At 60.5% G+C, this 17,812-nt stretch carries 15 protein-coding genes, 6 tRNA genes and 1 pseudogene; 13 read left to right on the plus strand and 9 right to left on the minus strand.

All coding sequences use genetic code 11. The annotated features are described in order from the left end of the window. Positions 1-9 precede the first annotated feature (9 nt). Positions 10-1,332 (plus strand): homoserine dehydrogenase, encoded by a 1,323-nt coding sequence (locus SS05631_RS06280; protein WP_037422828.1) that lies wholly within the window; start codon positions 10-12, stop codon positions 1,330-1,332. A 130-nt stretch (positions 1,333-1,462) separates the two neighbouring features. After that, positions 1,463-3,265 (plus strand): single-stranded-DNA-specific exonuclease RecJ, encoded by a 1,803-nt coding sequence (recJ, locus tag SS05631_RS06285; RefSeq protein WP_037422907.1) that lies wholly within the window; start codon positions 1,463-1,465, stop codon positions 3,263-3,265. A gap of 80 nt (positions 3,266-3,345) precedes the next feature. On the opposite strand, the gene SS05631_RS06290 is transcribed toward recJ, so the two are convergent. Then, positions 3,346-3,421 (minus strand) — tRNA-Glu (locus tag SS05631_RS06290). Positions 3,422-3,637: 216 nt separating this feature from the next. Next, positions 3,638-3,712: transfer RNA gene (locus tag SS05631_RS06295), tRNA-Glu, on the minus strand. A gap of 322 nt (positions 3,713-4,034) precedes the next feature. On the opposite strand from SS05631_RS06295, the gene SS05631_RS06300 reads away from it, so the two are divergent. Together SS05631_RS06300 and SS05631_RS06310 are read left to right on the plus strand one after the other, a co-directional pair. Continuing rightward, a complete protein-coding gene (locus tag SS05631_RS06300) occupies positions 4,035-6,101 on the plus strand; it encodes a hypothetical protein (RefSeq protein ID WP_245369160.1) in 2,067 nt (688 codons plus the stop codon). A gap of 1,115 nt (positions 6,102-7,216) precedes the next feature. After that, on the plus strand, positions 7,217-7,576 hold the full coding sequence (locus SS05631_RS06310; RefSeq protein WP_037422823.1) for a hypothetical protein: 360 nt from the start codon (positions 7,217-7,219) through the stop codon (positions 7,574-7,576). 143 nt (positions 7,577-7,719) lie between these two features. On the opposite strand, the gene SS05631_RS06315 is transcribed toward SS05631_RS06310, so the two are convergent. The 4 genes from SS05631_RS06315 to SS05631_RS06330 form a co-directional block, all read right to left on the minus strand. After that, positions 7,720-7,795, minus strand: a tRNA-Glu gene (locus tag SS05631_RS06315). Between the two features lie 172 nt (positions 7,796-7,967). Then, positions 7,968-8,043, minus strand: a tRNA-Glu gene (locus tag SS05631_RS06320). Between the two features lie 96 nt (positions 8,044-8,139). Further along, positions 8,140-9,465 (minus strand): YcbK family protein, encoded by a 1,326-nt coding sequence (locus tag SS05631_RS06325; protein ID WP_037422820.1) that lies wholly within the window; start codon positions 9,463-9,465, stop codon positions 8,140-8,142. Between the two features lie 350 nt (positions 9,466-9,815). Beyond that, entirely contained in the window at positions 9,816-10,256 is a 441-nt protein-coding gene (locus SS05631_RS06330; RefSeq protein ID WP_037422817.1) for a VOC family protein, read from the minus strand. 193 nt (positions 10,257-10,449) lie between these two features. On the opposite strand from SS05631_RS06330, the gene SS05631_RS06335 reads away from it, so the two are divergent. The 5 genes from SS05631_RS06335 (at position 10,450) to SS05631_RS06355 (ending at position 12,468) form a co-directional block, all read left to right on the plus strand. Beyond that, positions 10,450-11,028 (plus strand): cold-shock protein, encoded by a 579-nt coding sequence (locus tag SS05631_RS06335; RefSeq protein ID WP_037422815.1) that lies wholly within the window; start codon positions 10,450-10,452, stop codon positions 11,026-11,028. Further along, entirely contained in the window at positions 11,028-11,513 is a 486-nt protein-coding gene (locus SS05631_RS06340; RefSeq protein WP_037422812.1) for a DUF192 domain-containing protein, read from the plus strand. Before SS05631_RS06335 ends, SS05631_RS06340 begins: the two co-directional genes overlap by 1 nt. 144 nt (positions 11,514-11,657) lie before the next feature. Next, a tRNA-Pro gene (locus SS05631_RS06345) sits at positions 11,658-11,734 on the plus strand. Positions 11,735-12,062: 328 nt separating this feature from the next. Further along, positions 12,063-12,368 carry an ETC complex I subunit gene (locus SS05631_RS06350; RefSeq protein WP_037422809.1) on the plus strand — a complete coding sequence of 102 codons (306 nt, stop codon included), beginning with the start codon at positions 12,063-12,065 and terminating at the stop codon, positions 12,366-12,368. A 23-nt stretch (positions 12,369-12,391) separates the two neighbouring features. Beyond that, positions 12,392-12,468 (plus strand) — tRNA-Arg (locus tag SS05631_RS06355). Positions 12,469-12,644: 176 nt separating this feature from the next. Here the strand turns inward: SS05631_RS06355 and SS05631_RS06360 are convergent. The 3 genes from SS05631_RS06360 to SS05631_RS06370 form a co-directional block, all read right to left on the minus strand. Next, on the minus strand, positions 12,645-12,959 hold the full coding sequence (locus SS05631_RS06360; RefSeq protein ID WP_037422807.1) for a hypothetical protein: 315 nt from the start codon (positions 12,957-12,959) through the stop codon (positions 12,645-12,647). 505 nt (positions 12,960-13,464) lie between these two features. Then, positions 13,465-13,695, minus strand: coding sequence for a hypothetical protein (locus SS05631_RS06365; protein ID WP_037422902.1), 231 nt, complete (start codon positions 13,693-13,695; stop codon positions 13,465-13,467). Positions 13,696-13,939: 244 nt separating this feature from the next. Then, positions 13,940-14,356: a hypothetical protein gene (locus tag SS05631_RS06370; protein ID WP_037422804.1), complete on the minus strand. Its 417-nt coding sequence runs from the start codon at positions 14,354-14,356 to the stop codon at positions 13,940-13,942. A gap of 221 nt (positions 14,357-14,577) precedes the next feature. Here SS05631_RS06370 and SS05631_RS32475 point away from each other — a divergent pair. From SS05631_RS32475 to SS05631_RS06400, 4 genes and pseudogenes are all read left to right on the plus strand, one after another. Then, positions 14,578-14,772: pseudogene (locus SS05631_RS32475) on the plus strand (ATP-dependent DNA ligase); the annotation flags it as partial. A gap of 92 nt (positions 14,773-14,864) precedes the next feature. After that, a complete protein-coding gene (locus SS05631_RS32480; RefSeq protein WP_348628875.1) occupies positions 14,865-15,476 on the plus strand; it encodes a hypothetical protein in 612 nt (203 codons plus the stop codon). A 237-nt stretch (positions 15,477-15,713) separates the two neighbouring features. Then, positions 15,714-16,946, plus strand: coding sequence for an ATP-binding protein (locus SS05631_RS06390; RefSeq protein WP_037422802.1), 1,233 nt, complete (start codon positions 15,714-15,716; stop codon positions 16,944-16,946). 280 nt (positions 16,947-17,226) lie between these two features. Continuing rightward, on the plus strand, positions 17,227-17,583 hold the full coding sequence (locus SS05631_RS06400) for an RloB family protein (RefSeq protein WP_050988320.1): 357 nt from the start codon (positions 17,227-17,229) through the stop codon (positions 17,581-17,583). The last annotated feature ends 229 nt before the right edge of the window (positions 17,584-17,812 follow it).

Here is a 17,812-nt window from a genome sequence, read left to right on the forward strand (position 1 = left end):
GAACATGCTATGGCAGATGCCCTTAAAATCGGCATTGCGGGCTTGGGGACGGTCGGTGCCTCGCTCGTGCGGATTCTCCAGGAACGTCACGAGATGCTGGCAACGACGTGCGGAAGGCCGATCGAGCTTGTCGCCGTGGCGGCAAGGGATCGCACGAAGGACCGCGGCGTTGATCTTTCGAAGACCGCCTGGTTCGAGAATGCCGTGGCGCTCGCTTCCGAGGCGGACATCGATGTCTTCGTCGAGTTGATGGGCGGGGCCGGGGATCCGGCCTATTCCTCGGTCAAGGCGGCGCTCGAGCGCGGTATCCATGTGGTTACCGCCAACAAGGCGCTGCTTGCCAAACATGGGATCGAACTCGCCGGCATCGCCGAGGAAAAGGGCGCGCTGCTCAACTACGAGGCAGCGGTCGCCGGCGGCATTCCGGTCATCAAGGCGCTTCGTGAATCGCTCACCGGTAATACCGTCTCGCGCGTCTACGGGATCATGAACGGGACCTGCAACTACATCCTGACCAAGATGGAGAAGGAGGGGCTGACTTTCGACGCCTGCCTGAAGGAAGCGCAGCGTCTTGGCTACGCCGAGACGGATCCATCCTTCGACATCGAGGGCAACGACACCGCCCATAAGCTCTCTATCCTGACCAGCCTCGCCTTCGGCACAGCAATCGCCGCCGACGACATCTACCTGGAAGGCATCACCAATATTTCGATCGAGGATATCCAGGCAGCCGCCGACCTTGGCTACCGCATCAAGCTGCTGGGCGTGGCGCAGCGCACCGAGAGCGGTATCGAGCAGCGCGTCCATCCGACGATGGTGCCCTACGATTCCGTCATCGCCCAGGTCGACGGGGTGACGAACGCGGTCGCAGTCGAGTCCGACATTCTCGGCGAACTGCTGATGGTCGGCCCAGGCGCCGGCGGCAACGCGACGGCCTCGGCCGTGCTTGGCGACATTGCCGACATCGCCAAGAGCCGCCCGGGCGCCCAACACGTGCCGGCCTTCGGGAGACCTACCACGGCGCTGCTGCCCTACAAGCGCGCCCGGATGCAGAGCCACGAGGGCGGCTACTTCATCCGCCTGAAAGTGGTCGATCGCACCGGCGTCTTCGCCAACATTGCCGGCCATATGGCGGAGAACGACATCTCGCTCGAATCGATCATGCAGCATTCAAAGCACTACGCGGATCCTGCGGAACCGAAGACGATCATCCTGGTGACGCATGCGACGCACGAAGCTTCCGTGCGCAAAGCTATCGTCTCGATCAAGGGCGAGGGCTATCTCGTCGGGGAGCCCCAGGTGATCCGCATCGAGCGTCCCCAGGACTGGTGATCCCGCTCTTGCATTAAATCTGTTGAGAAACCGCTCCGGCATGCCTGTTGCGGGCCGGAGCGCCCAGCCTGCCGGTTTTTCCGCCTCGAAATCTTCGTTAGAACGAATGAACTTCGGACGGACAGGCAGCATGGACGAATTGGCGGATCCGATAGAGCGGGCATTTCTCGGCGTCGAACGCTCGATCAGCGGTCAGCGCTGGGTCTCGCGCCTCGATCAGGCCGGGCAGAACCGGGCGCTGGCAATCAGCCAGGTGCACGGCTATTCGGAGCTCATCGCACGGGTGCTGGCCGGCCGTGGCGTCGGCTTGGATGATGCGGCACAATTTCTCGATCCGACGCTGCGCGCGCTGATGCCCGATCCGGACGCACTGACCGATTGCCGCAAGGCCGCGGAGCGGCTCGCCGGCGCCATCCGCCGGGGCGAGAAGGTCGCGATCTTCGGCGATTACGATGTCGACGGTGCGGCATCCTCCGCACTGATGCTGCGGTTCCTGCGCCATTTCGACGTTCCGGCCGAAATCTATATTCCCGATCGCATCTTCGAGGGATACGGGCCGAACCCGCAGGCGATCGAGCAACTGATCGGTAACGGGGCCGGTCTGATCGTTGCTGTCGACTGCGGTTCTACAAGCCATGATTCGCTCGCCGTCGCTGCCGAACGCGGCATCGACGTGGTCGTTATCGATCATCACCAGGTAGGCGCGGTGCTGCCGCCGTGCCACGCGCTCGTCAATCCGAATCGCGAGGACGATTTGTCCGGGCAGGGGCATCTCTGTGCCGCCGGCGTGGTCTATCTGGTGCTCGTCAATACGTTGCGGGTGCTGCGGCTTGAGGGGAATGCGCGTGCCGGCAGCTTTGATCTGCTGTCACTCCTCGACCTCGTTGCGCTCGCCACGGTCTGCGACGTGGTTCCGCTCAAGGGGCTGAACCGCGCCTATGTCGTCAAGGGATTGATCGCGGCGCGGCATATGGTCAATAGCGGCCTGGCAGCCCTTCTGCGCAAGGCTGCGATCGGTGGCCCAGTGACGCCTTATCATCTGGGCTTCCTCATCGGGCCCCGCATCAATGCGGGCGGGCGGATCGGCGATGCGGCCCTCGGCAGCCGGCTCTTGACGCTGGACGACGCGGCGGCGGCCGAAGTGATCGCCAGCCGGCTCGACGAGCTCAACCGCGAGCGGCAGGCGATGGAGGCGGCAATGCTTGCAGAGGCCGAGGCCGAAGTGCTGGCGGAATACGGAACGGGCGAGGGGGCCTCGGTGATCGTCACCGCCCGGGAAAACTGGCACCCTGGCATCGTCGGCCTGATAGCGGCGCGCATCAAGGAGAAGTTCCGCCGCCCGGCCTTTGCCATCGCCTTCGACCCGAGCGGCCGCGGAACGGGTTCCGGCCGATCGATCACCGGATTCGACATGGGCAGGCTCGTTCGTGCGGCCGTCGACAATGGCCTCCTCGTCAAAGGGGGTGGACATGCCATGGCCGCCGGCCTGACGGTCGAGCGCGCCAATCTCGGGCGATTGCGCCAGTTTTTCGAGGAACGCGCCGAGAACCCGGTGCGGGAACTGGTCGCGGTTGAGACCCTCAAGGTCGACGGCGCACTGGCAGCGGCCGGAGCGACGCTCGACCTCGTCGAACTTCTCGACCAGGCGGGCCCTTACGGCTCGGCCCATCCGCAACCGGTCTTCGCCTTTCCCCAGCACCGTCTGCGCGACAGCCGCCAAGTCGGCGCCAACCACGTCAAGGTCACGCTCGAGGGCCACGACGGCAGCCGCATCGACGGGATCGCCTTCCGGGCAACGGAAACGCCGCTCGGCGATTTCCTGCTCGGCAATCGGGGCTCGACAGTGCACGTCGCTGGTTGCGTTTCGTCGGATCTCTGGCAGGGAACGCGGCGCGTGCAACTGCGTGTGACGGACGCGGCTAAGGCAAGCTGATAACGTTCATCCTCGATAGGATTGCCAAGCCCGACCAACCGGTTGTGCAATTTGTTTAAGGAGATTTCTGAGGATCGTAATGGCACGCCCAACGGGACTCGAACCCGTGTTTCCGCCGTGAAAGGGCGGCGTCCTAGACCGCTAGACGATGGGCGCCTGCTGCAGCGACCTTGTGCCTGCGAAAGACGCGCGGTGCCGTAAGACAAGGCGGCTTATAGAGAGCGCGCCGGATTCTCGCAAGTGAGCAGGAGCCGCAAAGTTCGATTTTTCTTCTGAAAATTGAACATTCAATTGGGCTGGGCCGTCTCAAGCTTTCGACCTATAGCGCAAGCCCCACGGATGTCGCGAAAACTCTTCAATGAAAAGAATAGTTGGTACGCCCAACGGGACTCGAACCCGTGTTACCGCCGTGAGAGGGCGGCGTCCTGACCGCTAGACGATGGGCGCCTGAGACGAAGCGTCAGCAACATACTATGAAAAGGACGAAATGGGGAAGAGGAGGAAGAGCGCGCGAACGATATTGCCGCTCGCCTTGCTTTGAGGAGCTTTCTTGGTGAGCGGCTGCCCCTGTTCGCCATCTCGTGAAGGCTCGCCCGGGGGCATGGGACACTCTTCACTGGCGAGGAGCGAAGCAAGGCAGTATCATGGCAAGTCGCCCGGCGGGGACACAGCTATGGCAACGCTCAGCTTCAAACCTTTCTGTCTCGTTCTACTCCTTGGATTTCCCACAGGAGCGCAATCAGCAACGGCCGATGGACCTGCCCAGGACATGGTCGAACTGCGTGCGTCTGGCCCTGCGGATGCGCCGATCAACCAGATACCCCCGTTGACCGCGGGTGAACGCGCAAGGAACGCCGCACCGGAGAAAATACTCCTCGCGGAGGAGGAGGCAGTCGATACGCCCAAAAACGGCACGCAACTGGCTGGTGGCAAGCTGGAGGAAATTCTCCGCCGCGCTTTGGCGGCGGCGAAAAGGGACCTCGAGGCGATGCGCCGTGTCGCCGAGAAGCAGCGCCAGAGAGCCGACACACTCGAGCGTGATCTGACGATGATGCTTGAAGTCGCCGAAGAGTTGGAGGCCAAGGCCGCTGGAGCAATGCGGTCAAAGGCGGCCGCACTCAGGGCGCGGGACGCAGCGGAAGCGTTGCTGGTTGATGCGAGACGGGCACTCGCTGAGGCGCAGCGAAAACAGGAAGCCTACGAGCGCGATCTTACGCAGGCCCGTCCGTCGGCCGCCGTCCCGGAGGCTGGCGGCAGTTTGGCAGCCGCAGAGAAGGCTGCCGCCGTGCAGGCCCGCCAGAATGCCGAGGCTGCGGCGAGGCGGGCGGGTGAAGAGCTCGCATCGGAACGTGAGAAGGCACGGTCGCTCGCTCGGGAGCTCGACGCTGTTCGCCAGGAACGCGACGCCGCGATACTCGCAGCGAAACAGCGGGCGAAGGAGAATGAGCGCGATCTTGCGCAGGCCCGTCAGTCCGCCGCGGCCCAGGAAGCTGGCGTCAGTTTGGCAGCGGCGGAGAAGGCTGCCGCCGTGCAGGCCCGCCAGGTCGCTGAAGACGCGGCAAGGCGGGCGGTTGAAGAGCTGACGTTGCAACGCGAGAAGGCACGGTCGCTCGCTCGGGAGCTCGACGGCCTTCGCCAGGAACTCGACGCCGCAACACTCGCAGCGAAACAGCGGGCGGAGGAGGGTGAGCGCGATCTTGCGCAGGCCCGCCAGTCGGCTGCGACCCAGGAGGCTGGCGTCAGGTTGGTAGCGGCGGAGAAGGCTGCCGCCGTGCGGGCCCGCCAGATTGCCGAAAATGCGGCAAGGCAGACTGGCGAAGAGCTTGCATTGGAACGTGAGAAGGCACGGTCACTCGCTCGGCAGCTCGACAGCCTTCGCCGGGAACGCGACGCCGCGATACTTGCAGCGAAACAGCGGGCGACGGAGAATGAGCGCGATCTAGCGCAGGCCCGTCAGTCAGCCGCGAGCGAGGAGGCTGGCGCCAGTCTTGCAGCGGCAGAAAGGGCTGCCGCCGTGCAGGCCCGCCAGATTGCCGAGGCTGCGACGAGGCGGATTAGCGAAGAGCTCGCATCGGAACATGAGAGGGCACGTGCGCTCGCTCGGCAGCTCGACAGCCTTCGCCAGGAACGCGACGTCGCGATACTCGCAGCGAAACAGCGGGCGACGGAGAATGAGCGCGATCTTGCGCAGGCCAGTCAGTCGGCCGCGAGCGAGGAGGCTGGCGCCAGTCTTGCAGCGGCAGAAAGGGCGGCCGCCGTGCAGGCCCGCCAGGTTGCCGAGGCTGCGACGAGGCGGATTAGCGAAGAGCTCGCATCGGAACGTGAGAAGGCACGTGCGCTCGCTCGGGAGCTCGAGGCTGTTCGCCAGGATCGCGACGCCGCAATACTCGCAGCGAAACAGCGGGCGGAGGAGGATGAGCGCGAACTCACCAAAGCCAGCCAATCGTCCGCTGCCCCGGAATTGGACGCCAACTCGGCAGCGGCGGAGAAGGCGGCCATCGTGCTGGCGCGCCAAGTGGCGGAGACCGCGGCAAGTCGGGCTGCCAACCAGCTCGCATTGGAGCGCAAGAAGGCACGGTCGCTCGCTCGCGAGCTCGACTCCGTCCGCGAGGAACGCGACGCGACAAAGAAGCAATTGAACCGGATCTTGGCGGCACAACGGCGTGGGTCGGAGGAAGCGCGCGATCGGGGCACCGGCCGCGAGCGTGCGGCGGAGCCGATGGAAAATGGCGCCCGCAAGAACCGTAGTTCGCGCCGCGAGGTGGTGATCCAGCCTATGCCGGAGGCGCTGCCCGATGCGCTCCTCCCCAGACGTCTGGTGCCCGGCCTTTGGTAAGGAGCGAGGATTGATATGCGAAGATGAGGACGTTGGCGATGCGCACTCATACGTCTGCCACATTCCTTGTTGCCTTTGCGCTGGCGCTGGCGCCGGCTCTTGAGTTTGGCGAGGTTGGAAAATTCCGCAGTGTCGGGGTCATCGCCGCCCCGGGTGGCACGGGTGGCGGTTCGTCAAAAACCAGCACTGCTGGCGGGACAAACGCCGGAGCGTCGGCCGGCGCAAAAGCGGGAAAAAGCAGTCGCGCTGCAAGCAATCAAGGGACATCGGTGGGAAGTGGTGTGGCGAGTGGCGGGAGTGGCGGCTCGCCAGGGACGAGTGCCGGAGGCGGAACGAAGGCCGGAGCCTCGGCCGGCGTAAAGGCTGGGAAAAACAGTGGGACCAGCGGCAATGTCGGCCATAAGAGTGGCGGCAAACTGACGGGTGCCGGCAGACGAGCCGCGGTGCCGAAAGGCAAGGGAGCGCCTCCTGCTTCGAGCGGTGCTTTGGCTGGTCCGGTCGTAGGCGCTGGAACTCCAAAGAAGAGCAGCACGCCAAACAGTGTCCGTGCACGAGCGATTGCTGGCATTGCTCCCGCGACGGGCGCGTCGCCATCCGTCGGACTGCCTTCTGCCCTTTGGCCCGTAAAGATTCGGCTCGACGAGCGCGGCGAATACGAGCAAGGTATTTTTGACAATCCCGTGACGGACCCAATGATAACGGGAGCGATTTCGGATGGGGCGGGCGGCGTGGTTCGTGCCTGCCTCCAGGCGATCACCTCGGCTGCGCTGCCGCTTGGCGCCGTGCGTATACGCGCGGCCAGCGCCGGCCCTCTCGTCCGCCAACGCGACGGCGCGCTCATGGCTCCAATTACTGTGCGGATTGAATATGCAGCAGGGGGCCTCGTCGAGGTCCGTCAGGCGCGCGTCAGATGCCATCTCGACTCGAACGGCTTGGTCGTTGCCGTGACCTAAGCGTAGCGGAGCCAGGTGGGCGCCGTCGTGCTTAGCTGCGCATTGCGAGTCGAGGCCGTGAATGGCGTTGGGCCTCCCTCCACCATCAAAAGGCGTACTGCGGTTTTGACAGCCAGACAGGCTAGAATGCCTGGTCGACGTACCAGGAAAAGGACCACAGCCATGCACATGATCAGAATGCTCGGCGCCGCCGTGCTTTTTCTCGCCGGTCCAGCCTTCGCGGCCGACTTGCTGCCAGAACCGGTGTCGCCGGTCAGCCACGGCGTTTCGCCGGCCGATCAGCCGACCGTCGACCGCTGCAACGAGGCAATCGCCCAGTGGGCCGCGCCGTACAATCCGGCTGCCATCGACACAAGTCTGACCGAGCCTGTGCGCGCAGGCGCTGCCGGCGAGCGGATAGCCACGCTCGACGTCAAGATCGACTACGAGCGCGAGGGCGCCATCGAGCCGCGCTCGGCGACCATCGCCTGCACGGTGGCGTCGGACGGAGAGGTCAGCGTCGCTGTCGTCAAACAGGGATAGGCGAAAGAAAGCCGAGGCGACGTGCGTCTGCGGCTCGCCTGCCGTCGGCGTAGGTTCAGAGGCGGCGCAGTGGCCGATAGCTTCCCCGCTCTTTGAGGAGAGGCTGCGGGAGTTTCTGCATCTAAACTGAAATATTTAGAAAATGGCACGCCCAACGGGACTCGAACCCGTGTTTCCGCCGTGAAAGGGCGGCGTCCTAGACCGCTAGACGATGGGCGCCCAAGACAGGGCGGCTTATAAAAGGCGCTTGGGATTCCTGCAAGTCGTCTGAAACAATATTTTTATTTTCTGCCGAGATTGAAAAGCATCGGTGCAGAGGATTGTCACACACAAACACAGATGCGTGATAAATGAAAATGTCAAAGTATCCGCAAGTATTGGAGAAGAAGAATGGCACGCCCAACGGGAATCGAACCCGTGTTTCCGCCGTGAAAGGGCGGCGTCCTAGACCGCTAGACGATGGGCGCCCAAGACGAAGTGGCTTATAGAGAGCACTTCGGATTCCCGCAAGCGGCAAATCTCACTTTTTCTCAGAAAATTTACATCGCGGTCGCAGCCATTCCTCAGCCGTTACGACGGCGGCAGCGCCAATTCCAATCGCGCTGCCGGCCGATGTCGATATGCACGGATTCGGTGTGGCAATAGGTGCCGACGCCGCCGCGGCCGGGCAGGCTTCTGAGATATTCGGCGAGATCCCACTTGCTGACGCCTTTGACCTGTATGTCAGCCGCTTCGCAACGCGTGTGAAGCGATTGGCGTTTCCGGTTGACCTTGATTGGCCGAAGCCCCGACGTGACCATCACCTTTTGACCGTAATGCCGCTCGACGCTCTTCAGCATCTGGAGAAGCGCCGGCTTGAAGCAGCCGGTTTCGACGCTCTCCGTCTGCAGGATGAGGCCGCTTGGCGCCAGACGGGCGAGACCGGAGAGATTGGCAACCTCGATCGGCGCGTCGTCCTCTTCACCCGCATGGTCGGCATGGTCCCTGTTGAACAGCGGATTGAGCTTGACGCCGGGAAGCGCGGTATAGGCGAGCGATGCGACCTGAGGTTCAGCCGCGTTCGCGGCAGTGATCGTCCGCTTCTCGGCGCCGCCGGCGTTGCCCTCAGCGGCCATCCGCAGCTTCGGCTTGCGTTTGGCGGCAAAGAGACTTGCGAGCGTCCAGCTCTTGCCCGTGCGCTGCTGGTCCTTCCCGTCTTCCTCGGGGGAGGTGGGCTGAGTGGCGGCCGCCACGGGCGGCGTCACCTGTCCGGCGGATGCGACTTCAACCGTCTGCAGGGGGGCGGATGCTTGCCCGCCACGCGCCGCCTGCGCACTCGTGGGCAAGGGGATCGCGGCACGAAGATCTGCCGCGCCGGCAGTGCTTTCTGCGAATGTCTGCGCCTTGGCCGGAACTGCGTTGCTCGCGCCTTCCTGGTCCGGCAAGACAGGCGGCGTCGCCGGCTGAGCGCCGCTGAAAAGGCTGTTGCTCGTGGCGTTCACGCCTGGTTGGGCTGCGGCGCCGGCTGACGATCCGGACGGTTCGGTGGCGCTTGCAGGCACGGTCGCGGTGACGGGCGGTTGCCCGTAAATGCTCGACGCGGTGGCATTGAGGCCGGTGCTTTGCATCGTCAGGCCTGGCTGCAGGGCTGCATCCGCCTGGGCGGCCGGATCGTCTGATTGCTCTTGAGCGCCGGCACCGGATGTGGCGGCCTGGCCATCTGAAACCCCGTCTTCCACGTTCGGCGTCGCCGCGCCCGCTGGAGTTGCAGCCTGCAGCGATTCGACCGGATTTGCGCCCTCGCTCTCGGCAACCGCCGAGACGCAGCCGGCGAGCGTCAGGATTGACACGGAAAACGCCGCGGCGCGCCCGATCGACAGGAGCGTGCGTTTCGAATTCAGCTGTTGCAACGTCTTATCCCCGCTCTCCGTGCACGTCTCCGGTTGCCCGCGATCATGCGCAAGTCTCGGTTCCGAGAACTTGCCCGGAACAGATAACTTTTCTCTCGCGGCGAGAAGCGATCCCGCCACGGGAAGGTCAGGCCAAGTAAGGGTGCCGCAAATGATTGCGGGCATAACCTCGTTTCAACTATGACGCGGAAATTAGTGGATACCGCGCAATTTGTAAACTGGCGCTAACCTTCCGCCCACGATCACATGCGAAAGCCCGGCGCGTTGGCCGGGCTTTGATCGTCAGTCGACTCTTTTGATCTTCGCATTCGGTCCTGTGCCGACCTTGGGCGCTCGGGATTGTGCGAGGCTTACCAGGTGCCGGTGTTGGCCATGGAGGCCCAGGGCTCCTCAGCGGAGAGGTGTTCTCCCTTCTGCAGAATCTCGATCGAAATACCGTCGGGCGAGCGGACGAAGGCCATGTGACCGTCGCGGGGCGGTCGGTTGATCGTCACGCCATTGTCCATCAGGTGCTTGCAAAAGGCGTAGATGTCATCGACCTCATAGGCGAGGTGACCAAAGTTGCGTCCGCCGGTATAGTCTTCGGTGTCCCAGTTGTAGGTTAGCTCCAGGCAGGGCGACGCCTCTGCCTTGGCGCGGTCGAGGTCGCCGGGTGCGGCGAGGAAGACGAGGGTGAAGCGGCCTTTCTCGTTCTCATATCGGCGAATTTCCTGGAGTCCGAATAATGTGCAGTAGAAATGGAGAGCCTTGTCGAGGTCCCTTACACGAACCATCGTGTGCAGATAGCGCATTGGATTGTCCCTGTTTTGCAGAAGATGGCGTATACTTAAGGGACAGCAAGCCAGAGGCAAGCCTGCGGCCCCATAAATGACCTCGGCCAATTTATGTCGAGGGACTTGCGCATGCGCAGCGGGACGATGTTATTCTGGTCCATAAGAATCAGTTAACCGTATCGAGAGTTGCGCGTAACGAGGGGCTGGGAGAATGGCGGACAGAACATCTTCAAAAGGCGTCATCGAGAATGACGACCTTGGCAATGACGCTCTTGATCTCATCGAGATCACCGGCGTCATCAAGTGGTTCGACGTCGCCAAGGGTTTCGGCTTCATCGTTCCCGACAACGGCATGCAGGATGTTTTGCTGCACGTTACCTGCCTAAGGCGCGACGGCTACCAGACGGTGCTCGAGGGCGCTCGGGTCGTGGCGCTCGTGCAAAAGCGCGAGCGCGGTTACCAGGCCTTCCGTATTCTCTCCATGGATCAGTCGACCGCGGTTCACCCTTCGCAGCTTCCGCCGGTGCGCACCCATGTCCAGGTCACGCCGACGAGCGGGCTCGAACGGGTTCTGGTGAAGTGGTTCAACCGCACCAAGGGTTTCGGCTTCCTGACGCGCGGCGAGGGCACCGAGGATATCTTCGTGCATATGGAAACGCTGCGCCGGTTCGGATTGACGGAACTGCGCCCCGGCCAGGTGGTGCTGTGCCGCTTCGGTGACGGCGAGAAGGGCCTGATGGCTGCGGAGATCCATCCGGACGGTCCCACGCCGAGCAATCGGTCGCATTGATGCGCATGCTTCGCGACTTTCTTGCGAGAAGCGCCATTGCGGCGCTTTTTTTGTTGTCGCTGTTCGTCGCGTCGCACGCCGCGGATCTCACCTTCGAGAAGGACAGAATCCGGCTTCTCACCACTGGCGGGAGGGCCCATGACCTGACCGTCGAACTGGCGATCGACCCGGAGCAGCGCGAACAGGGCCTAATGCACCGCCGCCAGCTGGCGCCGGACCACGGCATGCTGTTCGATTTCGGCGAGACGCGGCGGGTGATGATGTGGATGCGGAATACCTATCTGCCGCTCGACATGCTCTTCATCGGCGCGGACGGCACCGTAGCAACCATTCATGAGAACGCCGTCCCGCTGTCCGAAGCGATCATCGATTCGCAAGAACCGGTCGCCTTCGTGCTGGAGCTCAACGCCGGAACGGTGAAACGCCTCGGAATAAGGCCCGGCGACCGGATCACGGGCGCACGCATCCCGGCCGCCGCGCGCTAAGCGCGTCGCCTTCGCGGGTACTGTCGTTATTCCAAAACCGCTGCGCATTTTGGGGCGCGCCATGCAGGAGATCCGCACTGCCGCCGCTTCCAAATTTGCTGTTGCAGGTGGGAGGCGAAGCGTGTATCTCCGCCTTCGTCGGCTCGGAGTGTAGCGCAGTCTGGTAGCGCATCTGGTTTGGGACCAGAGGGTCGGGAGTTCGAATCTCTCCACTCCGACCATTTAAGCCCTTGATTTTTCAATCCGCTAGAGGCCAGCGGGCAGTCGACGACGCCGCCGCCGGTGAGGGCAGGAAATCGTGGCGCCCGGCCATCGCGGCAAGGGCGGCAGGCGCTTGAAAAAGCTGTAATTTCCTGACGCAAGTCATTCCGTTTTAAATCATTCTGCGCTAAGGGAAGACGGAGCATGGGGCAAAACTGCTCGCAGGCAGGATTTCGGCTTGCCAGCGATCCGGAAGAAACCGCGCTCAAAGCCGAAAGACGACAGCGACGTCGCGCATCCGGATGATGGGCCGGCGTCGAGATGAAAGACGGGAGCCGTTTGAAAGCAATGTCCGCGAAGATCTATCGTCCCGCGAAGACAGCCATGCAGTCCGGCAAGGCCAAGACGCATCTGTGGGTCTTGGAGTTCGATCAGGAAAAACCGCGCACCATCGACCCGATCATGGGCTACACGAGCTCCGGTGACATGCGGCAGCAGTTGCGGCTGACCTTCGAGACCGCCGAGCAAGCGATCGCCTATGCCGAACGCAACGGCATCGAATACCGCGTCATCGCGCCGAAGGACGCGACGCGCAAGAATGTGTCCTATTCGGACAATTTCCGTTTCAACCGGATGCAGCCCTGGACCCATTGAAGGCCCGGGCGAACCGGCCTGACGGCCCCTTAGCTCAGCTGGATAGAGCACCTGCCTTCTAAGCAGGTTGTCGCAGGTTCGAGTCCTGCAGGGGTCGCCAAACTACTATCTAACCAATTGATTCTATTTAAGGTGCGACCGGGCAGGGTTATAGGTGCGACCTACATTCTGTTCGCAAGGCGTTCCGAAGCGGCCTTCGCGAGGCGCTTCTTATCGGCTTCCTTCGTATAGACTTCGGCCATCGCGAGTCGGGTCCAGCCGTACATTGCCATCAACTCATGAGCCCGCAACGCTGCCCATCGCTTTTGCCTCAGTGTGTGGCGCGAAGAAGCAGCGGATCGTCATATGCGGGGCGGACGTGCAGATGTGATACTGGCTGTCTTCGCTCTCTAAAACCCGGTTCTTGGGAATGAAGTATCTTGTCTTGGACCCGGTGCGGATGTTGAAGTTGCCGCCCGGCAGCGGCTCGACATAGCGCGGGCTGATGACCCGGCAGTCCTTGTTGTCGCAGCATTCGTAGCCGGTGACCGGATCATGGTGGCCGGAATACCAGTTATGGGCGACAGCGAGAGCGATGAGGACGAGCTTCATGTCCGCTTGACCTTCTCGGCGCCGAGGGCCTAACGCTCAACTTCGAAAAGCCCCACGGCATGATAGTAGGGCACGTTTGCGAGTGTTCCAAGCGTTGCCGATTGCGGCCTTGCCAACGGCCGATACAGCCGCTCGATCTTGTGACCGGTCGACCAAAGCAGTTCGCAACCGATGCCTTCGCAAGCGCCGAACCTCGCCTTTCGGTTCCAGTCTACAAGCTCTAGGGTCAAAATACGAAACCATTCCTAAGCCGGACGGTCAGATTGGATCGTCTTTCCCATCCGCGCCGATCAAGGTGGAGTCAGAACAACGCTTACGGTGACGGGGCGCGAGTAACCATATTGCCTGGGACCACTAAGAAAGCAGCGTCCGCCCGGATCGCGAACGCTGCTTCTGTCTCTTGGCCATTCATCAGGTATCGCCGGAGGAGGCGACAGTCATCTAATTCTAAATCTCTGAATTTGTTCCATGGATGCGATCAGCGGGTGGTGATGTACGCGGGGGATCACTGAAGCGTCGACGTTATGATAGTCGGCGCATCGTCGCCTTCGCCCCTATCAAGAAACTGGACTAGTGCCGACACGAGACTCTCTGCGCTCTCTCGATCGAGCTCGAGCAGGATGATTTCATCCCCGTCTGACATAAGCTCAAGCGTTCCAATGAGCGGGTCAGTCGAGTGCACGCTGATGTCGTTGCCCTGATACTCGGTGGTGGTCGTGTTCCGATCGTCTTCCATGGGTGCCTCCGCCAGAGTATCACACGCGATCATCGACCTGAGAGGCCTCATCCTGTCAATTTGGCTTTCCGAAGTACTCGCTGTGACGGCGATGGCAAGCCATATAGTGCGAGTGCCCGCACCGGGGGACAGGACGGGCACTCATTAACAGGTGGGGGGACCTGTGCCGCTGAGACAATTATGCGGCACCAAGATAATCCAGCGGGGGCGTCATTGTTCCGATTCCCCGCAGCCGACCTTGAAATTATCTCCTCGGCCCGAGCGGCCCTGTTCCGCTGCGGCCGTGATAGAAAGCCGGGTCGTAAACAATCTCGAATTCGGCTTTGAGCCGCTCGGCCAACCGCTTCGAGATCTCCCGCTTCGCCGCGTCCCTTGGCGTGGCGTCGATACCGACTAGCACGGCGCAATCCCCGACCGGTATCTCCCATATGGCGGCGCGCAGGAATTCCTGCACGATCGCATCGTCAACAGCCTCCCCATGGCGCCGAAAGCCGATCTGTGCCCTCAAGGCCGTTACGATGTCGCAGGCAAAGAGGGTGGAGCTCTGTGGATCACGCCGCCGCCGCTGACCCTTGGCCGCTAGCCCATTCAGGACCGGACGGCCGACCATAGCGAAGCGAATGAAGATCGCACGTTCAATATCGTAATCGGGTGCTGGCATGCGGAATCTTCCTCGGTTGAGGTTGTCTTTTCCCGCATGTCATGGATGGCGCGCCGCTCCGCCGGTTCGTGTTCTGAATATGTTCTCCTCATCCGAACAGTCAATGCGACGGTTTGACCAGGCTGTGCGTTAATGGGCGCATGGCCAGAGCATCATCGAAAACACCGCGCGGCACCTCATCTCCGGACCCGATGCCGGATCGGGTTGATCCGTGTCTGGCGATGCTAGTCGACAAGCCACCAAAAGGGCCGGACTGGGCCTTTGAGGTGAAATGGGACGGCTATCGGTTGGCCGTCCACGTCCAGCCGGAGAGGGTACGTATAATAACACGCGGCGGCTACGACTGGACGCTCCGCTTTGCTTCGATCGCGGCCGAGGCACGCCAGCTTGGTTACGAAACCTTGATCCTCGACGGTGAGGCGGTGGTTCTTAACGATCAGGGCCGGTCGGATTTCGGCCTGCTTCAGCGTGCCCTCGGCAAGAGACGAGCCTGCATGATCCCAGCGAAATCCTCTTCTTTGCCTTCGACCTTCTCTATGTCGACGGTTGGGATCTACGCCGGCTGCCGTTTCGCGAACGCCGATGGCTGCTCGATCCAATCGTCGCCGGCCGCACAGGTGCTATCCGATTATCGGAAGAGGTCGAAGCGGATGGGGAGGAATTCTATCGCGTTGCCTGCGCGCACGGCCTCGAAGGCATCATCGCCAAGCATCGGGAAAAGCCTTACCGCAGCGGCCGCGGCGATTGGTGGCAGAAGATCACATGCAAGCGCCGCGACAGCTTCGTTATCGTTGGCTTCGAGCCGTCGACTGTGCCTGGCGCAATCGGGCGGCTGTTGCTTGCGGCAAGGAGGAGAGGTGAGCTCGTCTATGTCGGCGGCTGCGGAACCGGCTGGACGTACGCGGAGTCTGTCAAGCTCCGCGAGCTGCTCGAGGCAATCCGGACGGATTCGCCAGCGGTAAACCTGAAACGAAAGAACGCCGTCTTCGTCGAGCCGGTGCTCGTCGCCGATGCCGAGTATCGCGCCTGGACGCAGGATGGGAAGCTGCGGCATCCGTCGTTCAAAGGAATCCGGGAGCGGGCGGATGCCGGCGAGATATTCATTCTCACCAACAAATGAGCTTTCAAAGTGCCGTCGACTTCCGCGACAAATGTTTCGCTCGCTGGAGAACACGACCTTGGGAAAGTCAACCCTGAAGTCCGCTGTCAAGAAAAATGTCACTTCAGCGCGATTTTTGTCGATTTTTTACAAAAGGGCCTTATAAACTGCATTAACGTAACCCGATTGGACGGTAATATGCTCCTCAGATTTTCGGCAGAAAACCATCTGTCATTCCGTGACAAGATGGAAATCTCAATGGTCGCGGCCAAGCTGAAGGATTTTTCAGAGGGCCTGATTGAAACGCCGATAAGCGGAATCTTGGTTGTCCCTGCGGCGCTTATCTACGGGCCGAATGCATCTGGCAAATCGAACGTAATAGGCGCGTTGAGTGTTATGAAAAACTTGGTGGTCACCTCGCAGTTCGGAGGCAGGCCAGGTAGCCCCTTGCTTCAAATGCCGTTCGCATTTGAGGCTTCTCATTTAGAGGCGCCGACTACATTCGATGCTGATTTCTTAGTCGGGGGTGTCAGATACAACTATGGTTTTGCCTACACCGACGAAAGTATTGAGCGGGAATGGCTAGTTAGTTATCCAAACGGCAGGGCGCAAACACTTTTCACGCGAGAGCGACAGCAGTTCGCCTTCGGAAGGAAGCTGCGTGGCCGGAACGCGGTAATAGCTGACCTTACACGGAAGAATAGCCTCTTCCTCTCAGCGGCTGCGCAAAATGATCACAACGATCTCACCCCAATCTACAAATTTTTTGCCGACATAGTGATCATTCAGTCAATTGCAGTCGAGGGCGCCTTCGTTTCAATTGAGTTGGAACAAATCGATGAACGTGTCATCAATTTTCTTAATAATATTGGCACAGGTGTGGTGAGTTATCGTCGGACTGAACAAGAATCGTCAGAGTTCTCGCGGGAACTAGGTAGAAATTTGATTGGTTTTTTCCAGAAGCACTTCCCTTCGAGTGACACTGGCCCGGATTTTTCAGGTTTAGATCGGGACAAAGATGTTTCTATCGAGCTTGGACATAGAGCTGTAGACGGATCTGTCGTTTATTTAAGTCTCGATCGAGAGAGCGCGGGGACTCGACGCATGCTCGTCATTCTATCGAAGGTATTTGAGGCACTCGATAGTGGGGGGTTAATAATTGTTGACGAGCTTGATGCAAGTTTGCACACGCAGGCCTGCGAATTGATATTTGCTCTGTTCTCAAGCAAAGAATATAACACCGCTGGTGCTCAGATGCTTGCCACAATTCATGACACAAATATATTGGCGTCGGAATCTATTAGACGCGATCAGATTTGGCTATGTGAGAAAGGTCTTTATGGCGATTCAAACATATCCCCATTAACGGACGTTCGTTTGCGACATACTGATGATTTCGAGAAGGGATACCTTGAAGGGCGATTTAAAGCACTTCCCTTCAGCGGAAGTGTACAGAGCCAGATTCGTTATGGAAAAATTACCTCCAAATGAGTTCCAAATCTTTGCGACGCCGACCGGCGTCTATTTCTCCGCCCGTCAAGTTCACGATATTTTCCGAAGGAAAGAACACTGAACCCGAGTATTTTGATGCATTCGACAAGTCGATTAAGGGGGCACTTGTTAGCCTAACGGTGGTGAAGGCTGCAGGCGTTCCCAAAACCATCGCTACGAAGGCGTTAGAGTTCCGAAAGAAGGACGTCGGCGTGCCCTCAGTTCATTCGAAGAGAGGGACCAGACATGGGTTGTTTTTGATCGCGATGAACATGATGCGGTGAAGGAAACGATTGACAACCTGTCAAAGAATTCGATCGGCGTCGCCTTTAGTAATCCATGTTTTGAGTTGTGGCTAATTCTGCATATAGAGGATTTTGACAGGCCAATTGATCGACATGCGGTGCAGAAGCATTTGGAAACGATATGTGCTGACTATTCCGTTCGCCAAGGTAAGAAGCCTGATTGTCAAAGGTTTATGGCTGCCATCGAAACCGCTGAAGGTCGAGCCGTGAAGATGAACGAACGGCGAGTGCAAGAGGGCGCCGAGCGTCAAGCTCCTTGGACCACCGTATATGAGCTGACGAAAGCTATTCGAGAGGCGGCCAAGTCAGGAAACGTTGCCGTCAATGGCTAACCTTCGACTAGTTCGCCTACTCAGGCGCGATGATATCCATCCACTTCCACCTCGCGTATTTGTCGCAGCGCTGCTTCTACTAGGGTAAGACCTAAGATTCTCAATTCGGCAATGGAATCAAAGGGACGGTTTTTAGTCCCACCTTCTTCTAAGTGATTGATTTTGCCCGATCCTCGCACAACTGCAGGGGTCGCCAAAAAATTCAATTACTTAGCTGATGTACGCCGGG

Origin of the sequence: Sinorhizobium sp. CCBAU 05631 (assembly GCF_002288505.1) — a bacterium.
GTDB classification, from domain to species: domain Bacteria; phylum Pseudomonadota; class Alphaproteobacteria; order Rhizobiales; family Rhizobiaceae; genus Sinorhizobium; species Sinorhizobium fredii_C.

What these genes read in the sequence shown, in the direction of transcription:
- SS05631_RS06280 (WP_037422828.1), top strand. Translation starts at nt 10, where the DNA reads ATGGCAGATGCCCTTAAAATCGGCATTGCGGGCTTGGGGACGGTCGGT.
- recJ (WP_037422907.1), top strand. Translation starts at nt 1,463, where the DNA reads ATGGACGAATTGGCGGATCCGATAGAGCGGGCATTTCTCGGCGTCGAA.
- SS05631_RS06300 (WP_245369160.1), top strand. Translation starts at nt 4,035, where the DNA reads ATGGTCGAACTGCGTGCGTCTGGCCCTGCGGATGCGCCGATCAACCAG.
- SS05631_RS06310 (WP_037422823.1), top strand. Translation starts at nt 7,217, where the DNA reads ATGCACATGATCAGAATGCTCGGCGCCGCCGTGCTTTTTCTCGCCGGT.
- SS05631_RS06330 (WP_037422817.1), bottom strand. Translation starts at nt 10,256, where the DNA reads ATGCGCTATCTGCACACGATGGTTCGTGTAAGGGACCTCGACAAGGCT.
- SS05631_RS06335 (WP_037422815.1), top strand. Translation starts at nt 10,450, where the DNA reads ATGGCGGACAGAACATCTTCAAAAGGCGTCATCGAGAATGACGACCTT.
- SS05631_RS06340 (WP_037422812.1), top strand. Translation starts at nt 11,028, where the DNA reads ATGCGCATGCTTCGCGACTTTCTTGCGAGAAGCGCCATTGCGGCGCTT.
- SS05631_RS06350 (WP_037422809.1), top strand. Translation starts at nt 12,063, where the DNA reads ATGTCCGCGAAGATCTATCGTCCCGCGAAGACAGCCATGCAGTCCGGC.
- SS05631_RS06360 (WP_037422807.1), bottom strand. Translation starts at nt 12,959, where the DNA reads ATGAAGCTCGTCCTCATCGCTCTCGCTGTCGCCCATAACTGGTATTCC.
- SS05631_RS06365 (WP_037422902.1), bottom strand. Translation starts at nt 13,695, where the DNA reads ATGGAAGACGATCGGAACACGACCACCACCGAGTATCAGGGCAACGAC.
- SS05631_RS06370 (WP_037422804.1), bottom strand. Translation starts at nt 14,356, where the DNA reads ATGCCAGCACCCGATTACGATATTGAACGTGCGATCTTCATTCGCTTC.
- SS05631_RS06390 (WP_037422802.1), top strand. Translation starts at nt 15,714, where the DNA reads ATGGTCGCGGCCAAGCTGAAGGATTTTTCAGAGGGCCTGATTGAAACG.